The organism is Pseudomonas batumici (genome assembly GCF_000820515.1).
Lineage (GTDB): Bacteria > Pseudomonadota > Gammaproteobacteria > Pseudomonadales > Pseudomonadaceae > Aquipseudomonas > Aquipseudomonas batumici.
The window spans coordinates 35867-52394 of record NZ_JXDG01000022.1 but is presented as its reverse complement, the minus strand read 5'-3'; the positions used below and the strand labels follow the sequence as shown (position 1 = coordinate 52394).

Sequence of the window (16528 nt, the reverse complement as noted above, 5' to 3'; positions counted from 1 at the left end):
CCATGACTTCGACGATTGAACTCATCTCACCGGTCGATGGCCGGGTCTATGCAGAACGCCGCTACTGCGATGCGACACAGATCGAGCAGGCGCTGGCGACGGCCGCAGCCGCCCAGGCGCAATGGAAACGCCGGCCACTGAACGAACGCGCCGCTTTGTGCAGTGCCGCGGTGGACGCGATGCTGGCGATGAAGGCTGAAATCGTCCCGGAACTGGCCTGGCAGATGGGCCGCCCGGTGCGCTTTGGCGCGGGCGAACTGCGCGGGTTCGAAGAACGTGCCCGCCATATGATCGCCATTGCGCCTGAAGCCCTGGCAGCGCTCGAACCCACGCCCGTCGCCGGTTTTCGACGTCATATCAAACGTGAACCGCTGGGAACGGTGCTGGTTGTCGCCCCCTGGAATTACCCCTACCTGACAGCGGTCAACACGATTATCCCGGCGCTGATGGCCGGCAACAGCGTCATCCTCAAACACGCGTCGCAAACACTGCTGGTCGGTGAACGGTTCACCGAGGCCATGCGCCGCGCCCATCTGCCCGAAGGGGTGTTCCAGAACCTGCTGCTCGATCATGGCCAGACTGCGGCGATCATTGCCTCTGGACGGGTGCAGCAGGTGAACTTCACCGGCTCGGTCGACGCCGGCAAGGCCATGGAAAGCGCCGCCGCGGGGGGCTTCCTTGGCATGGGGCTGGAGCTCGGCGGCAAAGACCCGGCCTACGTCCGGGCGGACGCCCACCTCGAACACGCGGTGGAGAACCTGGTGGATGGCAGCTTCTTCAACTCCGGGCAGAGCTGCTGCGCGGTCGAGCGTATTTATGTCGATGAAAAGATTTACCCAGCCTTTGTCGAGCGCTTCGTCGCATTGACCGGCCAATACGTGCTGGGTAATCCACTGGACGAAGCCACCACGCTCGGTCCGTTGGTGACGCCGAACGCCGCTGAATTCGTTCGTGGTCAGATCGCCGATGCGCTGTCCAAGGGCGCCAGGGCACTGATCGATCCGCAGGCCTTTCCCGCTGACGCGCCGGGCAGCGCCTACCTCGCGCCGCAGGTGTTGGTCGACGTCACCCATCAGATGTCGGTGATGCGCGAAGAAAGCTTTGGTCCGGTGGTCGGCATCCTGCCGGTGACCAGCGACGACGAAGCCATCGCCCTGATGAACGACAGTGAGTTCGGGCTCAGCGCGTCCATCTGGACGCAAGATCTCGCCGCCGCCGAACACCTGGGCAACGAGATCGACACCGGCACCGTATTCATGAACCGCTGCGATTACCTGGACCCGGCCCTGGCCTGGACCGGGGTGAAGCACAGCGGGCGCGGGGTGACGCTGTCGCGCCTGGGTTACGAGCACCTGACCCGAGCCAAATCCTTCCATTTGCGCCACGAGATCTGAGCCATGAGCCTGACTGGAAACTGGAACTACCCCACGAGCATTCGCTTCGGTGTCGGTCGCATCACCGAGTTGGCCGACGTCTGTCGCAGCCAGGGTATCCAGCGACCGTTGCTGGTCACCGACAGTGGCCTGGCGCGCGCCCCGATCACCACGGCAGCGCTGGACGCCTTGCGTGCCGCCGGCCTCGGCGTTGCGCTGTTTTGCGACCTCAAGCCCAATCCGGTCTCCGCCAACCTGGCGGGCGGACTCGACACCTGGCGCGCCGGCCAACACGATGGTGTGGTCGCCTTCGGCGGTGGCAGCGGGCTGGATATGGGCAAGCTCATCGCGTTCATGAGTGGCCAGAGCCGACCGGTCTGGGATTTCGAGGACATCGGCGACTACTGGACACGCGCCGACGAAAGCCGCATCGCCCCGGTCATCGCCGTGCCGACTACCGCGGGTACGGGCTCGGAAGTCGGCCGTGCGGCGGTGATCATCGACGAGCGGACCCACACCAAACGCATCATCTTCCACCCGAAAATGATGCCGCGCGTAGTCATCAGCGACCCGGCCCTCACCGTCGGCATGCCGGCCAAGGTCACCGCCGGTACGGGCATGGACGCTTTGGCGCACTGTCTGGAGGCGTACTGCGCCCCCGGTTTCCACCCCCTGGCCGATGGCATCGCGGTAGAAGGTATGCGCCTGGTGGCGAATGCCTTGGTACGTGCCGTCCACACACCCTACGACCTCGAGGCACGAGCGCACATGCTCGCGGCGGCGGCGATGGGCGCCACCGCCTTCCAGAAAGGCCTGGGCGGGATGCACGCCCTCTCGCATCCGGTGGGCGCGCTGTATGACACCCATCACGGCATGACCAATGCCACCTTCATGCCTTATGTGCTGACATTCAATCGCCCGGCCATCGATGAACGCATCACGCGCCTGGCGGCCTATTTGCGTCTGCCCTCGCCGGGCTTCGACAGTTTTCTGGCCTTCGTCCTCAAGCTGCGCAAGGACATCGGCGTACCGCACACGCTGGTTGAACTGGGTGTGGATGATCGGCGGGCCAACCTGATCGCCGACATGGCGATTGTCGACCCTTCTGCTAGCGGCAATCCGCTGCCACTCACCCGGGCCGGCGCGGCAGAAATTTTCGAAGCGGCTTATCACGGGCGTATTTAGAGCTGTTGACGGGTCAGGGTCGAGTCTTGAACACGCAACATGGACAGGTTGTAGTTGATGAAAGCCGAATTCAAGTCCTGAAACAGGTGCAAACCCATTTCAGGACGGGACACTGGTGAGATATCCACCTGACACAAACACAACTGTAAGGCAGTGCACACCTTGTTCGGCAAAGACCGACCAGATGATCAGGAAGGCTCCCACGTTGGCCGTGGAACCAGATTTGTAGTCCTCTTCCCCGCTCTATAGCTACGCCAACGATCTGAAAAAGCTTGTAGCAGTTAGGGTTTTGACAGCTCCCGGCGGCGTTATTCATTGTATTGGGGCGTACCGCTGACGTTGTCAGCTCCATGCCCGTGTAGTTTGGATCCGGGAAGCTGCGATGCGCCATTGCGCCTTAGATCCTCTCCCCCAGGTCGCAACGTTTCTCCGCGCTCCGTCGGCGCAGAAGCTGACAAGCAAGCCCTGGGCGTATCCACCGACAGGAGTGGCCTTTGAGGTCCACTCCGAAGCATTCACTTCCCCGTCCTCCGTCCGTGATCAGGCAGGGCCATTTTCCGTTTTCCATCCATCAACCCTGACAAATCTTGCAAGAGGCCTTCCAGCATGAATCCCAGACTCAAACTAGGCATGAGCCAACGCAATGGCATAATATGCCAATATCCGCAGCAACGTTATTGGTTCCTGGAGCACAACATGGCGACGCGAAATGTCGTTCTCACTGATCACATGGACCAGGTCATCAATGACCTGGTTGTCTCCGGCCGGTACCAGAACGCCAGCGAAGTCATGCGCGAAGGGCTTCGTCTGCTGGAGCAGCGTGAAGCTGAAGAACTGGCCAAGCTCGATGCTTTGCGTCATGCCACTTCAGCAGGACTGATGGACCTGGAGCGAGGTCGTTTCATCGAGATTGGCGGTGACCAGCTGGGAGAGCTTCTGGCTGACATCGGCGAACGAGCAGCCCTTTCCCCCACCAAGAACCGTTGAGCATGGGGAAGTACCGTCTCTCTCATACGGCCCTCAGTGATATCGAGGATGTTCTAAGGTACTCCCACGTACAGTTTGGTTCACATGCCAGGGTCAGGTACCAAGAGCTTATACGCACAGCAATCGCAGACCTTGCCGAAACACCAAACAGGGTGGGTAGCAGCCCTCGAGATGAACTCTCAAAGGGACTGAGAAGTTTTCATCTGACCTATGTACGCAGCCAAGCTGCAACGGCTACTGGCACCGTACAGAGGCCGCGGCATGTCGTTTTCTACCGATTGGCAGATGACCAGGTCATTGAGATCGTTCGGATACTGCATGACGCAATGGAAGTCAGGCAGCACCTTACGCAGGAATTGAGGGGGTAGTTAGCGGCGTATAGCCATGAAGTACCTGCTCAAATCCCCCTATTCGCTCTGGCACGCAGGGATTCGAAGTAATCGCCATCCACAGGAGCGGTGGGAACCGATTCAGCCCCAGCCAGCAGCAGGCCGCGTAGGTGCTGCCGATCCTGATCCTTGCGAATCAGCTCCCGCACACATTCGCTACAGGTGCTGTAGCCTCGCGGGCTCACTTGATCATCGACAAAGGACTTGAGGGCATCTGGCAGGGAGATGTTCATGGTGCTCATGGCGCTTTGTCCGTCCCGAAAAAGAGATCAAGCCGCCAAGTGCTTGATCTCTTTCAACGCAACGACCTCAATCAATCGGATGACTGTCCAACGCGGACGATAGCTGACGGGATGGGGACGCCCCCTCAAGCAGCGCATCCACCACCGCCCGCGCCACTTCCACCGAATGCAGCATGTCCCAGAACAATGCCCGCTCCACGGGATTGGTATGCAGGCTGATTTCGTCGCCATTGAACTCTGCTGTCTCAAGCAGGTTCGAAACGTAGGTAATAAGGCGTCTCACAAATTTTCTCAAAAGTCAGTCCTGACTTCTGAGCTGGCGCACCGATCTCCGCAGGCAACAATGGGCCAGAACCGGACGCATTACTTGATGCTTATTGACCTGCAGGAAATTTTTTAGGACGAACGGTCGATATTGCAGGGCCGAAATACTGGCTGATTGCCACGATCAAGACACACTGGTAATTGCGCGTGACCCGTGCTCAACCGTCTTCAAGGAGGATGTATGCGTGCGATTATCGGAGCTCTAGTGATGGCCTGGGCAACAACCAGCTTGGCCGACATTAAGTGGGAGGTGGCCAACGGTTTTCCCCAGTTCAGAAATGAAACAGACTTTCAGCGACTGAAAGCCGCCTGGCCGGCAGGGGCCACGGCTGAGCAGTTTATGGCCGGACAGGATGCACAGAGGCTACGTGACCTGCTGCCGGTCAACTCCACCCTTTGGAACAACCTCACCGGCCAGTATGACAAAGCCCGGCTGTTCAATGACCAGCATGAAATCCTCTTGTGGTTGACGACTGACAGTGCCAGTCATTGCACGTGGTACGTCAACGAGGTACCTGTTGCACGAGATGTGCCCTGCAAACGCACGGTGCGCTCCCGCCCATTACCGGAAAACGTCGAATTTAGCATCCGCGTCGAACACGACGGCCCGGCGGAGAAGCCCCTCAAGTCCGAGCGCATCAACGGCCACACTATCCTGGCCCTGGGCGACTCCTTTGCCGCTGGAGAGGGCAATCCGGATCATGCGGCCAAACTGGGAAATCAAGCGGGTTACACATCGGTGGTCTCCCGCGACTGGTTTCTCAAGGATAACTATGGCAACTACCGCTACAGCGCTTCTGCCCAATGGTGGGATGAGACCTGCCACCGCTCGTTCCTGTCCTGGCAATCACTTTACGCGTTGGAAATGGCCATGAGTGATCCCCATCGGGTAGTGCGCTTCGCCTCATTTGCCTGCTCCGGAGCAGAATTGTACGACGGCTTCTTCCGCGCCCAACTCAACCCGCCCGGCTTCGGCAACGTCATACGAGTGCGCAACACCCCGGCGCGTGACGGCGGCAACACTCTCTCGCCTTTCCCTGCGCCGCGCCTCAACCGCTCACAATTGAATGCTGCACTCGACCTGCTGTGCCCCAGTGCGCCGGAAGGTGAGGGGCGCAAACAGATGCGGCCAGAAGAGACTGGACTGCGCAAGAGTCCCTACTACGGCGAATTCACCTACCAGCGTTGCACCGACAACCTTCAGCCGGTTGACGAAGTGCTGCTGGCCTTTGGTGGCAACGACTTTGGCTTCTCCTCCGTGGTCAAGTGGGCCCTGGTGCCTTCCACAGCCACGCGCGGAGTATTCAACAGTGTGCGCGAGTTCGCCTTGGAGATGCTCCGGGAATCCAGCCGAATTGAGGTGGTTGATCCCGCCGTCGCCGGTCGCATGGCTACCAAGCAAGCATTGCCAATGTACCAGGATCTCGACTGGTCGTTGCAGAACGTCCTTCATGTTCCACCCACCAGGGTCACTATGCTGGTCTACCCGGATCCTCTACCTGACACGATTACGGAAAACTGCACCAACCGACTCTCGGTCGGCAATGTGGCGCTGACTCAGATGTTTATGGTCGAGACGGAGCAGATCCCCTTCCTCCGCCATCACGCAAAGAACTTCATCTTCCAGATTGATGAAAAGGATGCCCTGCTAGTCAAAGAACAGTTCATCGGACCATTGCAGAAAGCCCAGCGCGAAGCCATCACCAAGATGGGCTGGTTGACTCTAGAGAGTCAGGCGGGCTTTGCCTCCAAAGACGGGCTACGTTCTATGTGCTCGGTGGCTCCAGCCTGCGGCCAGCAGGGGGGATGCCCTATTCCGGATCGATTTGCATGGACATACGACGATTTTTTCCTCAACGCCAAGGGTTTGCAGCAGGTTAAAGAGGCAATAGGCGCCGGCCGCCTCTTTGCTCTAGACCCGACCATAGTCGGCTGGAAAGATACCTCCGGCATGCCACTGGCGCGCGTGCAAGAATGGGAGCCCTATACTGACAGCCGACTGCGCGGCTTGCGCACCAGCAACGATGCGGTCATGACCCAGGCGGTGTTCAACTCCAGGGGCCTGATCACGCCCGATTGGATGTCTGGAGCCGTGCACCCGGTTGCCCAAGTTCACGCAGGTATCGCCGACCATCTGCGCCAGATTAAGCTGGAACAGGTGAGCGACCGCTAGCCTACCAGAGCCCGCTGCCTGCCCTGCGGCGGGCAGCTCAAAGCCCCTCAGCTGGTTGGCGGAATGTCGACTGAAGTCCAAGGGGCTGCTGGGCCCTATCGGTTTCGCTCATTGAGCGGGATGTGGGCGATTGGACCTACGTTGCGAAGACCTCCTCGACCAACCGCGGTAAAACCTCTGCCGCTCTGCCCGCCAGGCTGAATTCGCGATCCCCTTCTACAGGCTCAGGCTGCACATTGATATGCAGCACCTGCGCGCCATGTCATAAGGTTTACATCAACATCTTCGACGGAGGTCCGGTCATCGAAGCCCAGATCTCGAGAATCCGTGCCGTGCGCGACAGCCAGTCGCTGGGCCTGATGGTCGGCACACCTGACGACCATGCGCCGCTCTGGCTGATCCTTAACCAGCGCCTGGAAAACTGCCGCATCACCGCCGCCCCCAGCGTGGAATCAGAACGAGATGTCGGCTGAATAGTTAGGCCAATGCGTCACCAGTTCACAATCATCGGCAGCCCAGGACGAAAATCGTGTGTCTGGCCGCTTGCGCCATGATCGATTTCCAATACGACCAGATGCTCATCACCATGAACAATTTCAAATCCTTTCAGCTGGTTCGCGCAGTTGGCAGGGGTAGAAAAAGCTTGGCTGCTGGGAGTGGTAACTCGCACAAATGTAATGTCGCGAAAGCCGTTGGGATGTTCTAACGGCTGCGCTCGCTCAATCGGAGCCTCATCGGGTCTCTTGGCAAACGAAAGAAAAAACCACATCGGTTCGGATATAGGCGCATGCCCCACGTCGACTTTCAGGGCAATGGGTAAGTAAACAGGTCGATACTCCCAGACCGGAAACGTTGGCTTCTCGCCTACGGTGGATGGTCTGAAGCAAATGCCAAAGGGCGCGGCGACTCCATCTGCGCACTTGAGGCGGTCAAAGAGCCGGGTTGGCGCTGTTAACTGACTTTGAGCTTCTGACTCATCGGTGAGATGTAAAAGCTCAATGAAAGAATTTCTAAAGAAGAACCTTCTATTGGCAGTGCCTTGGCCTGGGTGTACGTTTGGCGTCCCTTCAGCGAGCCCGAGGGCTTTCAGAGCGTCAGCGCCTCGACCGTCATCATTCACACAAATAAAAATGTGATCTATTTCCATCGTTAATTCCATTTAACCATTTGATTTTATTTCAAAATTATTCGGCAGCAGGCCAGCAATTTCACTCGCCCGACGCGTCGGCAGCCGCGTGAGGACGTCTTTAAATAAGCATATGGATCGTGCCCATTCAGCCGCGCAGACTGGATCAAGCTCATGATCGTCGCAGCCCGCTTGCCTCTGCGTAGCGAACTTGCAAAGAGCCAGTTCTTGCGACCAAGAGCCCACGGCCGAATCTGGTTCCCCGCCCGGTTGTTGTCAATGGGGGCGGCCCCGTCCTCAAGGTAGCGCGACAGCACTGCCCAGCGCTTCAGGCTGTAATCCAACGCTCTGCTGATAGCCGAACCTTCGGGCACGAGATCGCGCTAGGCGACACTTCAGTTGGTTAAAGCCTGCTTCTTTGCATGCTCCTGATGAGGCTCGGGTCGCTGTGACTGAACTCACGAGACGACAGATATAGCAGTCAAGCAGTGAGCCGCCCTTGGCGGCACAGACACATCGAACGTCTGCTCCCAATAGCAGCCCGTCGAGGTGCCTACACAAGTGGGGATGATTCATCTATCCACACAAGGCAGAGTTCGAAAGAGTTCTAGCTCATCGCGACTTTTAATCGGCGGCACCTCCCCTACAGGCCACGCAACCCCAGTATCTAATCCATAAGGAGATGCAAGCACGCTCTGCAAGTCGACTAGAGCCGCGATGTCTTCCATTTCATAGATACCTAAACATGACATATCCGTTCGGTCCCCAGGGCCGTCATGGTTAGCATCGCCAAGACCATCGACCATACCTAGTGCCTTTGCATAGGCCAAGTCTCTATCTGATGCAACGAACAGCGATGCATTCAGAAAATATCTGATTGCAGTCCGCTGGGTTTCGAACGGAGGATGCTTCGCAAACCAGCGGTCTTCTAACCTAATGACGAAGTGAACACAGTAGACACGCATCATTATCACTCAAAAAGATGATTTTAAGGTATTTCACCTTCGACCACTAGCGGACACTAACGCTGTAGCTAACGGACGGAGGAAATTCTGGCGTTACGCAGGCCCGGTTAGTTGAATTGGCGCTCGTGTGCAGCGACGAGTTCAGGAAACAACTCACCATACACAGCATGCGGAACACCAAGAATATTGACCTCAATGTAAGGAGACATGAGTTCCTCGGTGTAATCCAGAATGCCCACGCCAACGCACGGAATGGCCCTGCCCGTTTGGGTCTGGACAGAGAGCTTTAAAGCGGATTGATCGCTATGATTGGTTCGGCATTCGCTCTGTATCTCCACGTATCCATCAGTAGGTTCGAATACGCCGAAAGCAACGCCCATGGAAAAGTCCCCAGACTCCAGAGCCGAGTAGCCCACCAAAACCGTGCCGCTGTAGATACTGAATCGCCTCATGAAATCGCCTTTTTTTGCGTGATGTCGTCCGTCTGTAACGCTTCCATTTTTTTGCCGATTACTACAGGCAGCACCGGCAGCAATCGGCCACGACTAGACACTCGAGGGCGAGTCTGTTAGCGGCCATCCGTTGATCGATAAGTTGACGCTACGGTTGCCAACATTATTGAGTTCATTTTTCCGATACCGTCACAATCCATGGCTCAAGTCGTTTACCGAAAGCAATCGCTGCCTCAAATGAAGGCGACCCGTCATTTGAGGCGGAATAACCGTTTTCCTGAATGGTTCGCTGCATCGGCTCAAATACAGATCTGAACGCAAAAGGCACATTGATGTTTTCAACACCCATCTTATTGACATAACCCGTAAGCATTGCCTGCTTATCATGAGTGTAAACCATCAGTCGAACCTGGCCACGGACAATACTGTATTGAGTGGTATCCGGGTACTTCGCACGTAGAGTTTCGCGATTCACGCCAGCATCAACAATGAATAATCGGCTGCTCGTATTCTGCTCTCTTGCCAGCGTTGTTGGCTGTTTTTTATTTAATTCAGCCGCTTCCATTTTCCTGGCAAGCTCAATCGCCTGTTGGTACGCTCGACCGTTAAACTCCAAGACCAGAAATGCCTGTCTGGAACGTTGTTTTCGATAGTAAGAGCGACCTTGTTCTGTATCGATCGGAGCTGAGACATCAAATCCCAATTCGGCAAGCTTCGCCTTGTCAAACCATACAGCACCACCCTCTTCGCCGGAAAACCCCATATTAAACGGACCGGTAGACCTCACCAGCAGTCTTAACGACATTCCGCTATTGTCAGTCCCCTCCCGTCCACCGTAGGGAACTAGCAACTCGCGCTGCGACAATTTAAGCACACTGTCGGGCGTTCCACTTTTATTGTATACGACGCCCAGCAGCACGATCACATTCGTGATCAAAATCAACCCTACTCCGGCAATCAACGAGTGTCGACGCGTCCAGTTCATCATTTCGCCTCCTCGGATTGCATTGTCCTCAACCGCTTGAGAACAACGAGCACCAGCACAGCAGTCAGAGCAAGCACGAAGAAGAATAAATATTTCGGCATAGACGCCCACCACCAATCGTAAAATTTGGTGTAGAGGAAAATCACGAAAAACGTTATGCCGGTGTTCACCACCTCCGACCAATAATTGCGTACACCAAGCCAAATTGCGCCAATACTAAAAAGGAAGCCTGCGACCTGGTAGCAATGCTTGATGAATACTGGATCGGTTTCAAAATAACTGCCATCGCCCCAATTGGCCAACACCAGCACAGGCAGGAACAATGTCAAAGAAGAAAAGACTCGATATATCACAGCAAACCCGGAAAAGTTCCGGTGCGGCACAAAAACTGCCGCAAGAAAGAGAAGAATCGCAGCAGGAAAAAAATTCTCTGGCCGCTCACCAAAGTCGAGCCAATACATGCCACCCCACGTCCCGGTGCGCGCAGCGATGAAACCAACAAGACAAAGGATACCGGCTGCAAGCAGCAAACGTAACTTACAGGTATACGCCAGAAGTAGTGCAAATGCAGCCCAGACAAGCAATGCGTTGTCAGATGAAGTGATATTGAAGATTTGCCCAAGCATCGTAATGTCGAGAACGAAACAGGCAAATGCCACCAGGGCCGCCAGTTTAGTAAAATAACCGGTAGAGTCGTTACTTTGTATCCACATCGTGCCAAGAAAAGTCCCCAGCGGTGCCAATACCAGAGTCGTGATCTGCACCGGGGTAGAGAGCATCCCCCAGAACTTATAGAAGAGGAAGAAAATGCTTGCAGCCAAGGCCAGCGCCCCCAGAAACGAGGCCGCGCGCATGCCGATCGAGAGTTGCCGAGATGCAGTAGTTCGATCGATGTCGAACGAGCGAGCATAGTTGTCCAACAAGTCGCGATGATGGTATGCCACCGCGTCCCGCTGCTCTTCTGAAAGCGTAAGTACACCACTCTGCTCAAGCCGTTCCAGCTCTTGCTTGAATACCCTGATATCGTCTGCGCGCTGCTGTGCATCTGTTTGCGTGAGTGCGGTCATAGAGACATCCATTTCTGAGGCGAAAGCTTGATCGGTAGCTCGAAAACTCGATGCCATCATCGCAACCTAGTCAATCGTATGTCGAATGTCCACATTGCGCGATCCAGACTGTCTCCGATATAGGGTTGATCCCGGTCAGTCGTGACAGGCAATAATCGGCCAGGAGCTTTCATTCAGCTGTGTCTACGAATTTGAGGGCTATTCAAATTGGCCCTCGCTTCGTCTTAGGCCGTTAAGCCGCCAGCCCGAGCGCGTGCTCGACCGGGACTGTGGCGCGGTTCAGTGCCTGGCCTAAGAATCGAAGGTCAGCCGCAGGGATTCACCGCTCTTTGGAGTCCATCAACCTCAAATACGGATTGTCATACGGTCTCTCGGTGAAAATCAGGTTGGGGTCCTTGAGCAGATACCCCTTGATGCCTCGGGTTTTGCGTGGGCCTTTGACCTCACAGCCCCAGATATTCAGGCCTTCTTCACTCTTGTGGTGCAGGCCCAGCTTCTCAAAGCAGCGTTGAACCCAACGCCAATCGCTGGTCCCCTGCTCCTTGGCCATCCGCGCGGTTTCGGGGTGTTCCTGGGCATAACGCTGAAAGATCTTAGGAGTAACCAGAAAGGCCGTCTCGGCGACGCTATGGACCGGTGCGTGGGCGTCGTTGATGGTGATCGTGTGCTTCAGAATGCCTTGGCGTAGCCAGGTCATGAAAGCTTCTCCCAGGTCCTTCCCCTTCACGTCCAGGACTGGCAAATGGATAGGCGGACAGGACTCGCGCGGAGCAGGGCGCGGGCTAACAGGTGACGGATAGGCCTCAACCGTGGAGGGCTCGTCGGACTCATGAGGATGCGTGCCCATTAAGCTGTCCTCATCCAACAATCGAAACCATTCAGGGGGGGCTTCACATGCTTGCTCCTGGGTCTGCATACCCATGCCGTGGAGTTCCTCCTCGTCAAAGGTAAAGCGGGCCTGAGCAGAGCCGTGCATCCAGTCCGGCTCAGTGTCCCAGGGTGAAGCCTGTTCGGGCGATGAGTGGTCTACGGCTGGTGTATCACTGGTTTGTCCGGTTGTTGCGGTCGTCGTTTCAACAGTGATCGTGCCGCTGAACACAGGAGGACGCTTGCCCTCCTCCCAGAGCAACGCCGGGGAAACTTTGAGGAACGTGAGGGTCTTTTTCCATTTACCACTCTGCACGGTGGCGGTCCAGATCGCTTTGCCTTCCACGTTGATCTGGATGATCGCGTTATCCTGGAGCACGTTGAACAACGTGGCATTCGAGGACGGAATCCCCTCAGCACCTTGGGACAGCAAGTGAGCGCGCAGCTTGTCCGCCACCGTTTTGCTGACCAGCCAGACGCTGTCGTCGGTGAGCCAGCCGTCCGACGCACGCGGCTGGTTTAGCTTGAGCTGCTCGTTGACGAGGTAGCGCAGCCCCTCAATCAATTGACGCTGTAAGGAGCTCTTCGGCGCGGCCAGTGCCCGAACGGGGTTGCCTCCCAACTCCTGCGCCACCGAGGCCTGGTCCGCCTGACTGACCAACTCGCCCAAGGTGCCGGCATGTTCGTATTGCCCAGCCAGCATGTAGATCAGTGCACTCCAGGGTTCAGGATAGGTGCAGAGCCAATCGAGGATCGACGGTGGTAGCACTTGCAGGGAGAGCAAGCCCGTAGCGGCGCTGTGGAGCTTGTAGTGGCGCCCCTTCAGGTACTTGAAGCGATACGCTCGGTTCACCGGGCCCCACCACGGATGCCACACCGATCCATCCTCCAGGTGTACTTCCACGTCGACAGCGACTTTCCCAAGGTCGTGTAAAAGAGCCGCATACGCGATGGTGGCGGTCCAGGCCTCGGTTTGTGTCGCTTGAGTTTCAGGGGTGGCTCCCATGGGCAGCAGGTGGGACTGCCGAATTTTCAGGGCGTAAGCCACGATCTCCAGACCGTGATCGAGCATACCGCCGGGGTAAGCATGGTGGTGGTTTTCGGAGGCCGGCAGTTGTTGAACCAGTTCGGCGTAGCGTTCGATGGGGCCTAAATAGAGGTCAGCAAACTGTTTGCGTGACAGCGAGGTGCGCTGCCAGATGTGCTCCAGAAGCTTGCGCCGGCGCGGGGTCGACAGCAGCTCTGTAGCGGTCTGAGGCGTGAGGTAGTCGGACGCGCCGGTCTTGCGGGTTGGCTCGTGATCAGCCGCCTTTTTCAGTTTGAATCGCCAGAACATTCAGCCTGCCATCCGTGTGGTGTGAGGGAGCCTTTTGGCCGTTCAGTGCACGGATGACCTTTTGTGGGTAAGCCCTTTGCCCTTCGTTTTGCTTCCCTTAGCCCCTTCCGTTTCGCCGTTCCTTTTATGACCTTTTGGGCGCGGGGTTCCAGAGGAAAACAGGATTACGTCCCTCTGTATTTTTCTGTCACAGATGGGACCAAGCTGCGTCATTCGGAGGAAGCACGGGAAGTGACACGACACGGGATGCTTCGCCAAGCCCAGGGCGCTCAAGCTGAAATATCCGACACCCTCCGTCTGAAAGAGAGGACTAGACCGCCAGGGGCTCTTTTTTCATGCTGAAGGGGTGTCCTGCTGACGTTGTCGGCAACAGGCCCAGGTAGCCCGGATCTAAAAGGCTACGACGCGATGATCGCGTTGATCACCACCCGACCGCTCTCGCATTCATCACCGCGGTCAGTCGTCAGAACCGTTGACGACCGAATGCCTACTGCACCACCACCCAATGGGGAATCACTTTCCCCTTGGGGATGAGTGCTTCCCCATTTTCTTAACGAAACTGGAGACACTCATGACTACTCAGAATCAGTCCGCTACTGAAGAAAAAAAGTACTTCAACCTGTACCTGCAAGGTATTGGCTACCTCAACAGTGTCAGAACGATCACTCGTCATAGGCAGTCGTACCTGAAGGTTTCGGTTGCCGTGCTCCAGGGCCCGGCTGACAGCGCCGATTACACCTACATCGATTGCACAGTGGTCGGTATCGAAGCGAAACAGCTCATCAGCCATTGCGCTCAAGAGATCAACAGCTCACGCGAAGCCGTCCTGGCGTGCTTCACGCTCAGCGACCTTTGGGTCAGCCCCTACATCCACCAGAAAGGTGATCGCCGAGGTCAGCCGGGGGCTGGACTGACCAGCAACTTGCTCTCCCTGTCGATGATCAAAATAAACGGTGAAACGGTGTATATCGCGCCGCCCAAGGAGAACACCTCAGACGAGAGTCCAGCGAACGCAACGCAGACACCCGATGCGTTGGATACAACGGACAGGCCAGAAACAATCGATGATTTGGAGGCTATCGATAGCGGTGATTTAACCGATGGCACAGAAGACACCATGGCCGCGCACGACGCGGCCTGATCCATCAGCCAACCAGGCGCCCTGACCGGCGCCTTCTTTCACCTTCGGGGGCATTCACGTCCCTCGGGGATGGCGTGCCTCCATGACTGTATACAGAGGTTGACGTCATGAGTTCGAACCGAGCCTTGAGCGACACGCAGGCAACAGAAATACAAAGCCCTGCCCAGGAAGATCTGTTGATCAAAAGGGCCATGCAAATTCTGGATCGAAGGCTATTCACTCGGGGTCCTAAACTCGAGAGTCCTTCAGAGGTTAGGGACTTCTTAAAGCTGAAACTCGCGGGGATGGACCACGAGGTCTTTTGCGTCATTTTCCTAGACATCAAACACCAAGCCCTTGCCTTTGAAATGATGTTTCATGGAGACATTGGCCACACCAGTGTTCACCCCCGGCAAGTGCTCAAGCGTGCGATCGCCCATAACGCCTCGGCGGTCATCCTGGCTCACAATCATCCTTCAGGATGTACCACACCCAGCGAGGCTGATTGCGTGCTGACCCAACGATTACGAAAGGCTCTGGCACTTATAGATGTGACGTTGTTAGACCACATCATTGTCGGTGCCGGTGATCCACTGTCTATGAACCAACATAGGTTGACGTAACCCTCATCAAGGTGCCCTCCCCGGGGCACCCACTTTTCTGGTTTCACCTTTGCCTATGCCGTGGCTGATCCAAGCTCCTGGCTGGAGACCGCCTGCGACCGGACGGTCCCTGGCCCACGTCTTCGCCTGAAGAGCAGTGCTCAGTCGAAGAGGCACCTGATGCAATTCACCTATCGGGGAATCACTTCCCTTACAGGGACAGTGCTTTCTCCGCGTCCTATTCAGCAGGAGGAACACCATGTCCAAACTCTGCTACAACATCGGCTTCGCACTTGGCACTGTCACCCGAGAGTTCCTACGATCGGTGAAAACAACGAGTACAACGCCTGTCACTCAACCCGAGGTTAGCCCTCAGGTTCAGCTACCACCTCCCTGCATCCCAGATAGCCTGGTTCGTGAAATGGATCGCCTGCCAGCAATGGTTCGCACCAAAGGTATCGATCTGAATCATTGGTATGCGGCAAACACTCGAGTGTTCCAAAAGGCGCCTCGTAAGCGCCGTACCAGGGCGAAGGGGGTTGAACCTGCAAAGCCAGCCCTCGTCGATTCGCTGACTACTGCTTCTTGCTAAGTGGGTCCCACTTACCCTTTGCAGGGAATCCTCCCACAGGGGAGGCTTCCCTGCGTTTCGGCCGCTTAGGTCACGGCAATGTCGTCCACTGAATCAGGAAAACGAATCAAGCATCTCGCTGTTCAGTCGTCGAGGTTTTCAGCCAGAAAAGCAATCAGCTCCATCGGGCTGCGGCTGTTGATCACGTTGTAGATCAGGTCGCGCTTGGAGCGTGGCAACTTCTTCACGCAGCTCTTGGCCGATGCCCTCACCGCTTCATCCGTAGGCCAGGAGCAGTACTAGGTGTTCCGGAGTCATCTGGTCAAGATTGGTCGGGGAAGTCATGCCGGTGATTGTGCCAGACCGGGGGTCAGCGATTGGGCAAATGGTTGGCGTAAGAGCACTGTGATTAGACCGCCCGCTCCGACCAAGGCAACCTTCTCTACAGAATCTAATCCATGGCAGATACTCGAGTTTTTAGCCGCATCTAGGTGAGTATCCGTTAGTTATGCTGGCATACCTGCACAATCTGTCAGCCGAAGAAGGATTCGACGTTTCGGGAGGGACGCTAACTACTTCTAGCCTGGGCTGGAGTGATTTACTTGGTGGCTGAGATCGAAGGATTGCAGGCCGGAAGTCGGCTGTTGGCGGACTTCGTACTGTCGAGCAGTTCGGCGTCGCGGGTGAAGCTGTTCAGGTCGGCTACCAGGACAAAAGCCTGCATGGCATCGAGGTCAGGGGGCATCAGAGGAGGCCCAGGGAGC

General features: G+C 56.6%; 14 protein-coding genes and 4 pseudogenes. 8 read left to right on the top strand and 10 right to left on the bottom strand.

What is annotated here, in order from left to right; translation table 11 throughout:
- The first annotated feature begins 2 nt into the window (after positions 1-2).
- The 4 genes from UCMB321_RS10515 (at position 3) to UCMB321_RS10500 (ending at position 3913) form a co-directional block, all read left to right on the top strand.
- The gene (locus UCMB321_RS10515) at positions 3-1394 is read left to right on the top strand and encodes an aldehyde dehydrogenase family protein (RefSeq protein WP_040066200.1); all 1392 of its coding nucleotides are present in this window, start codon (positions 3-5) and stop codon (positions 1392-1394) included.
- Between the two features lie 3 nt (positions 1395-1397).
- On the top strand, positions 1398-2558 hold the full coding sequence (locus UCMB321_RS10510; protein ID WP_040066198.1) for an iron-containing alcohol dehydrogenase: 1161 nt from the start codon (positions 1398-1400) through the stop codon (positions 2556-2558).
- Positions 2559-3254: 696 nt separating this feature from the next.
- On the top strand, positions 3255-3545 hold the full coding sequence (locus UCMB321_RS10505; RefSeq protein ID WP_040066196.1) for a type II toxin-antitoxin system ParD family antitoxin: 291 nt from the start codon (positions 3255-3257) through the stop codon (positions 3543-3545).
- Positions 3546-3547: 2 nt separating this feature from the next.
- Positions 3548-3913: a type II toxin-antitoxin system RelE/ParE family toxin gene (locus UCMB321_RS10500; RefSeq protein ID WP_040066194.1), complete on the top strand. Its 366-nt coding sequence runs from the start codon at positions 3548-3550 to the stop codon at positions 3911-3913.
- A gap of 29 nt (positions 3914-3942) precedes the next feature.
- Here the strand turns inward: UCMB321_RS10500 and UCMB321_RS10495 are convergent, their stop codons facing one another.
- Both UCMB321_RS10495 and UCMB321_RS10490 read right to left on the bottom strand, forming a co-directional pair.
- Entirely contained in the window at positions 3943-4176 is a 234-nt protein-coding gene (locus tag UCMB321_RS10495; protein ID WP_040066192.1) for a ribbon-helix-helix domain-containing protein, read from the bottom strand.
- A gap of 67 nt (positions 4177-4243) precedes the next feature.
- Positions 4244-4447 (bottom strand): annotated as a pseudogene (locus tag UCMB321_RS10490) (hypothetical protein); the annotation flags it as partial.
- A 234-nt stretch (positions 4448-4681) separates the two neighbouring features.
- Between UCMB321_RS10490 and UCMB321_RS10485 the strand changes: the two are divergent.
- Together UCMB321_RS10485 and UCMB321_RS30675 are read left to right on the top strand one after the other, a co-directional pair.
- The gene (locus UCMB321_RS10485) at positions 4682-6673 is read left to right on the top strand and encodes a hypothetical protein (protein WP_040066191.1); all 1992 of its coding nucleotides are present in this window, start codon (positions 4682-4684) and stop codon (positions 6671-6673) included.
- A gap of 263 nt (positions 6674-6936) precedes the next feature.
- Positions 6937-7146: pseudogene (locus UCMB321_RS30675) on the top strand (arginine N-succinyltransferase); the annotation flags it as partial.
- 17 nt (positions 7147-7163) lie between these two features.
- Here UCMB321_RS30675 and UCMB321_RS29990 read toward each other — a convergent pair.
- The 6 genes and pseudogenes from UCMB321_RS29990 to mobH form a co-directional block, all read right to left on the bottom strand.
- Positions 7164-7820 carry a VOC family protein gene (locus tag UCMB321_RS29990; RefSeq protein WP_084614897.1) on the bottom strand — a complete coding sequence of 219 codons (657 nt, stop codon included), beginning with the start codon at positions 7818-7820 and terminating at the stop codon, positions 7164-7166.
- Between the two features lie 12 nt (positions 7821-7832).
- Positions 7833-8182: pseudogene (locus UCMB321_RS29985) on the bottom strand (IS66 family transposase); the annotation flags it as partial.
- 689 nt (positions 8183-8871) lie between these two features.
- Positions 8872-9216, bottom strand: coding sequence for a hypothetical protein (locus UCMB321_RS10475; protein ID WP_245220771.1), 345 nt, complete (start codon positions 9214-9216; stop codon positions 8872-8874).
- A gap of 172 nt (positions 9217-9388) precedes the next feature.
- The gene (locus UCMB321_RS10470) at positions 9389-10204 is read right to left on the bottom strand and encodes a DUF4824 family protein (protein WP_040066186.1); all 816 of its coding nucleotides are present in this window, start codon (positions 10202-10204) and stop codon (positions 9389-9391) included.
- Positions 10201-11268 (bottom strand): DUF2157 domain-containing protein, encoded by a 1068-nt coding sequence (locus UCMB321_RS10465; protein ID WP_040066184.1) that lies wholly within the window; start codon positions 11266-11268, stop codon positions 10201-10203. Before UCMB321_RS10465 ends, UCMB321_RS10470 begins: the two co-directional genes overlap by 4 nt.
- A gap of 319 nt (positions 11269-11587) precedes the next feature.
- On the bottom strand, positions 11588-13471 hold the full coding sequence (gene mobH / locus UCMB321_RS10460; RefSeq protein WP_040066183.1) for a MobH family relaxase: 1884 nt from the start codon (positions 13469-13471) through the stop codon (positions 11588-11590).
- Between the two features lie 571 nt (positions 13472-14042).
- Here mobH and UCMB321_RS10455 point away from each other — a divergent pair.
- Positions 14043-14612 (top strand): DUF3577 domain-containing protein, encoded by a 570-nt coding sequence (locus UCMB321_RS10455; RefSeq protein ID WP_052451133.1) that lies wholly within the window; start codon positions 14043-14045, stop codon positions 14610-14612.
- Positions 14613-14719: 107 nt separating this feature from the next.
- Positions 14720-15214 (top strand): RadC family protein, encoded by a 495-nt coding sequence (gene radC / locus UCMB321_RS10450; protein ID WP_040066181.1) that lies wholly within the window; start codon positions 14720-14722, stop codon positions 15212-15214.
- 693 nt (positions 15215-15907) lie between these two features.
- Here the strand turns inward: radC and UCMB321_RS31975 are convergent.
- Positions 15908-16048, bottom strand: a pseudogene (locus tag UCMB321_RS31975) (DUF7740 domain-containing protein); the annotation flags it as partial.
- A 314-nt stretch (positions 16049-16362) separates the two neighbouring features.
- Positions 16363-16509 carry a helix-turn-helix domain-containing protein gene (locus UCMB321_RS30670; RefSeq protein WP_209437155.1) on the bottom strand — a complete coding sequence of 49 codons (147 nt, stop codon included), beginning with the start codon at positions 16507-16509 and terminating at the stop codon, positions 16363-16365.
- Between the last annotated feature and the right edge of the window lie 19 nt (positions 16510-16528).